This window comes from Polaromonas sp. YR568 (genome assembly GCF_943369675.1).
Classification (GTDB): domain Bacteria; phylum Pseudomonadota; class Gammaproteobacteria; order Burkholderiales; family Burkholderiaceae_C; genus Polaromonas.
Map to the genome: position 1 here is coordinate 1 of NZ_CALROB020000095.1, position 4,051 is coordinate 4,051.

The following is a 4,051-nucleotide window of genomic DNA, read 5'->3' on the forward strand; positions in this document are numbered from 1 at the left end:
CGCTCGCGCAGGTCCACGTCGAGATTCGAAAAAGGTTCGTCGAGCAGCAGCAAACGCGGCTGCGGCGCCAGCGCCCGCGCCAGCGCCACGCGCTGCTGCTGGCCGCCCGAGAGTTCATGCGGAAAGCGCTTGTGCACATTACCCAGGCCCACAAGCTCCAGCGTTTCGCTGACGCGCTGCGCCCGCTGGGCGGCGGGGAGGTGGGTCAGGCCGAAGGCCACGTTGTGCGCGGCATCCAGGTGCGGAAACAGGGCGTAGTCCTGGAACACCATGCCGATGCGGCGCAACTCGGCCGGCACATGGACGGCGGCGCTGCTGACGCGCTCCTGGGCCAGCGTGATGCTGCCGGCGTTGGCGCGCTCCAGGCCGGCCACAGCCCGCAGCAGGGTGGTTTTACCGCAGCCCGAGGGTCCGATCAGCACCCCGATCTCCCCGGCCTGCAGGCTGAAAGACACGCCGTCGACCGCGGGTTGTGAGCGGCCGGCATAGTGCACGCCCAACTGGGAGATATCCAGAAACATGGGCTCGATTGTAGGGCCCTGGATGCTTACAATTCTCATTTGCAGTGACCGCTGCAACACCACGGCGCACGCAGCTGGAGGCAAGGCCTCTTTCTGCAGGGGCCTTTTTTCGGGTCCACATGCTGCGCCGCTTACTTTCCGCCCTTCCCCCTGTCGTGCTCTTTTTGCTCGTGGCCCTGCTCACGCTGCCGGTCGTGGCCGTAGCGCTGTCCTGGCTGCAGTTCGATGCCCAGGCGCAGTCCATCCTGCTGCAAATGCTGCAGACGGTGCTGCCCGACTACACCGTCACCTCCTTGCTGCTGTGCCTCAGCGTGGCCCTGGGCGTGGCCGTGGTGGGCATGGCGTCCGCCAGCGCGGTGACGCTGTTCGAGTTTCCGGGGCGCAGGGTGTTTGAGTGGGCGCTGTTGCTGCCACTGGCCATGCCGGCCTATGTGCTGGCCTATGCCTATACCGATTTCCTGCAGTACGCCGGCCCGCTGCAAACCTGGCTGCGCGCCTCGTTCGGCCTGCAGGGCCGGCTGCTGCCCGAAGTGCGCAGCCTGGGCGGCGCGGTGCTGGTGTTCACCGTCGCGCTTTATCCCTATGTCTACCTGCTGGCGCGCACGGCCTTGTCCGAGCGCGCCGTCCATTTGATGGAAGCGGCCCGGCTGCTGGGCGCGCCGCTGTCACGCCGGATCCGTGGCGTGGCATTGCCGCTGGCGCGCCCGGCTGTTGCCGCCGGCGTGGCGCTGGCGCTCATGGAAACGCTGGCCGACTTTGGTGTCTCCAGCTACTTCGGCATCCAGACCTTCACCGCCGGCATCTACAAGGCCTGGCTGTCCATGGACAACCGCATCGCCGCCGCGCAGCTGGCCACCGTGCTGCTGGTCTTCGTGGCGCTGCTGCTGTGGGTGGAGCACAGCGCGCAAAAGCGCATGCGCTTTGCCACCGGCCGCGGCGCGCGCGCCGGCGCGCAGGATGCGGCGCCGGTACAGCTGCGCGGCCTGCGTGCGCTGTCGGCTTGGGGTGTGTGTGCCGTGCCGATCGCGCTGGGCTTTGTGCTGCCGGTGCTCTTCATGCTGCGCCCGCTGGTGCTGGGCTGGGACAACCTGCTGTGGGACAAGTTTTTGGGCTGGGCCTGGAACAGCGTCTGGCTTGCCGGCCTGAGCGCCGCGTTGGCCACCGCGCTGGCGCTGGGCTTGGCTTTCGCCGTGCGCCGCCAGTCGCAGTTGCTGACCCGCGCCGCCGTGCAATTGGCCAGCCTGGGCTATGCGGTGCCCGGTGCGGTCATCGTGGTCGGCCTGCTGCTGCCCGTGGGCTGGCTGCAGGCCGCCGCGCCGCAAACCGCCGTGGGCTATTGGGTCACGGCGACCGTGCTGGGCATCGTCTGGGCTTATCTGGCGCGCTTCAGCGCCGTGGCCTTGCAAAGCCTGCAAAGCGGCTACTCGCGCATCCCCGTGAGCTTCGACGACAGCGCGCGCATGCTGGGCACGTCGGGCCTGGGCATTCTGGCGCGCGTGCACTGGCCGCTGCTCAAGCGCTCGGTCGCGGCGGCCGGGCTGCTGGTGTTTGTCGACGTGATGAAGGAGCTGCCCGCCACGCTGGTTCTGCGTCCCTTCAACAGCGACACCCTGGCCGTCGTCACCTACCAGCTGGCGCGCGACGAGCGCCTCGGCGAGGCCGCCTTGCCCGCGCTGGCCCTGGTGCTGGTCGGCCTGCTGCCGGTGGCGCTGCTGAGCCGTACCTTGCGTTCAAAGTGACGGATGCTGCTCAGGCTTTTGCCTTGATGTAGCGGTACTCCTGCGTCAGCCCGCCGAAACCATAGGCTTCCGCGCGCACGTCGTGCACGTAGATATAACTTTCTTCGTGCACATTTCCGAGCAGCTTGCTGAAGGCCGCAAAGGCCTCGGCCACGTACTGCGCTTTTTCATCCTTGGTGTTGGTGCCGTCCACCACCTTGATGTCGAAATAAAAACTGTTTTTGCCCTGGCTGGCCAGCGTGCTGCCGCCAACGATCCAGTGTTCGGGCGGCACGAAGTCAATCGCGATCGCGGTCAGTTCGCGCTTCTTGCGCAGGATGCGCGTGGTCAGCTCCAGCAGGGTTTCGGCGATGGCGTTCGTCAGCTGGGCGCTGGCGGGCTGGCTGACTTTGACGTTGAGGATGGGCATGTTATTTCTCCGGTGGTTGATGGACGTTGACGATAAATATAGTTAGCTATGCAACTATATGGGCAAAAAAAGGAACATGAAAAATGATTTATTTCAGCGCGGAAGACACGCTCCTGACACGGGCTACGGTTTCATCGAAGTTCTCCTTTCCGATCTGCTGTTGGATGCGGCGCGTGACCTCGCCGCTGGCCTTGTTGATGCCTGCATGCAACGCCTCGGCCTCGGCGGTGGGAAAAACCGCCCAGTGCCGGCCGTCGGACTCCAGGCTTCTGCGTTCGATGAATCCCAGCGCCTGCAGGCCGTCGAGCAGGCGCGTGGCGGTCGGCCGCGAAATCGTCAGCTCGTCGGCGATCTCGTGCTGCATCATGCCGGGCCGCTTGAGCACCAGCCGCAGCATGAAGCCCTGCGAGGGTGTGACGCCGAAGGGCTTGAAGGCCAGCGTCCACTCCTTGTCGACCAGGCGGGCCAGGGCGGTGGTATTGAAATACAGGCAATGGTCAAACATGGAAGGGATGCTATCAGGATTTAGTTAGCTATGCAACTAATGTGTAACTGGTTAGGCCGATTGGCACATTGCTATCGGCAGTCCGGTGTGGACCGGCAGGCTGTAAGCATGAACCTACGCCCATCAAACACGTGGGCCTACGGACACCCGCCGGCGTTTCTCCTAAGGTAACTCCATGCCGCCCAACCGGTTTTCGGGGCCGGGCGAATCATCAACTCTTCAGGAGATAAGCATGAACAAAGACCGCATGGAAGGCAATTGGCTGCAGTTCAAAGGCAAGGTCAAAGAGCAGTGGGGCAAGCTCACCGACGACGACCTTGACGTGATCGCCGGCAAGCGCGACCAGCTGCTCGGCAAGATCCAGGAGCGCCACGGCCTGAGCCAGGAAGAAGCGGAAAAACAGGTGACGGCCTGGAAAGACCGCAATCCCACCGATTTCTTTGAACGCTATTGAGCCGCGCTCTCCGTTCCCATACCTTTCACTAAACCTTCTCACCCCAAAACTCATTCAAAAAGGAAATGACCATGAAAACCAAATTGTTGATGCTGACCGCCGTGATGTCCTGCGTTTTTGCCGGCAACGCCATGGCGCTGACCAAGGAAGAATACAAAGCCCAGAACGACCGCATCTCGGCCGACTACAAGGCCGCCCGCGACAAATGCGGCGCCATGAAGGACAACGCCAAGGACATCTGCGTTTCCGAAGCCAAGGGCGTTGAAAAGATCGCCAAGGCCGAAAACGAAGCCCAGTACAAGCCCAGCGCACGCAATACCGAAAAAGTGGCCCTGGCCAAAGGCGATGCCGCCTATGACACCGCCAAGGAAAAGTGCGACGACTTGAAGGGCAACGACAAGGACGTCTGCGTGAAGGATGCCA

5 protein-coding genes and 1 pseudogene are annotated in these 4,051 nt (G+C 63.6%); 3 read left to right on the top strand and 3 right to left on the bottom strand.

Features of this window, described 5'->3' with window-relative positions; all coding sequences use genetic code 11:
- Window positions 1-521 (bottom strand): ABC transporter ATP-binding protein (locus tag ACLV8F_RS24730; protein WP_411886846.1); only part of this gene is annotated, 521 nt, incomplete at its 3' end.
- Window positions 522-640: 119 nt separating this feature from the next.
- Here ACLV8F_RS24730 and ACLV8F_RS24735 point away from each other — a divergent pair.
- Window positions 641-2,260 (top strand): ABC transporter permease, encoded by a 1,620-nt coding sequence (locus ACLV8F_RS24735; protein WP_411886847.1) that lies wholly within the window; start codon window positions 641-643, stop codon window positions 2,258-2,260.
- A 10-nt stretch (window positions 2,261-2,270) separates the two neighbouring features.
- On the opposite strand, the gene ACLV8F_RS24740 is transcribed toward ACLV8F_RS24735, so the two are convergent.
- Window positions 2,271-2,669, bottom strand: coding sequence for a tautomerase family protein (locus ACLV8F_RS24740; protein WP_411886848.1), 399 nt, complete (start codon window positions 2,667-2,669; stop codon window positions 2,271-2,273).
- Between the two features lie 88 nt (window positions 2,670-2,757).
- On the bottom strand, window positions 2,758-3,174 hold the full coding sequence (locus ACLV8F_RS24745; protein WP_411886849.1) for a MarR family winged helix-turn-helix transcriptional regulator: 417 nt from the start codon (window positions 3,172-3,174) through the stop codon (window positions 2,758-2,760).
- A gap of 232 nt (window positions 3,175-3,406) precedes the next feature.
- Here ACLV8F_RS24745 and ACLV8F_RS24750 point away from each other — a divergent pair, with 232 nt between their 5' ends.
- Both ACLV8F_RS24750 and ACLV8F_RS24755 read left to right on the top strand, forming a co-directional pair.
- Window positions 3,407-3,628: a CsbD family protein gene (locus tag ACLV8F_RS24750; RefSeq protein ID WP_411886850.1), complete on the top strand. Its 222-nt coding sequence runs from the start codon at window positions 3,407-3,409 to the stop codon at window positions 3,626-3,628.
- Between the two features lie 71 nt (window positions 3,629-3,699).
- Window positions 3,700-4,051, top strand: a pseudogene (locus ACLV8F_RS24755) (hypothetical protein); the annotation flags it as partial.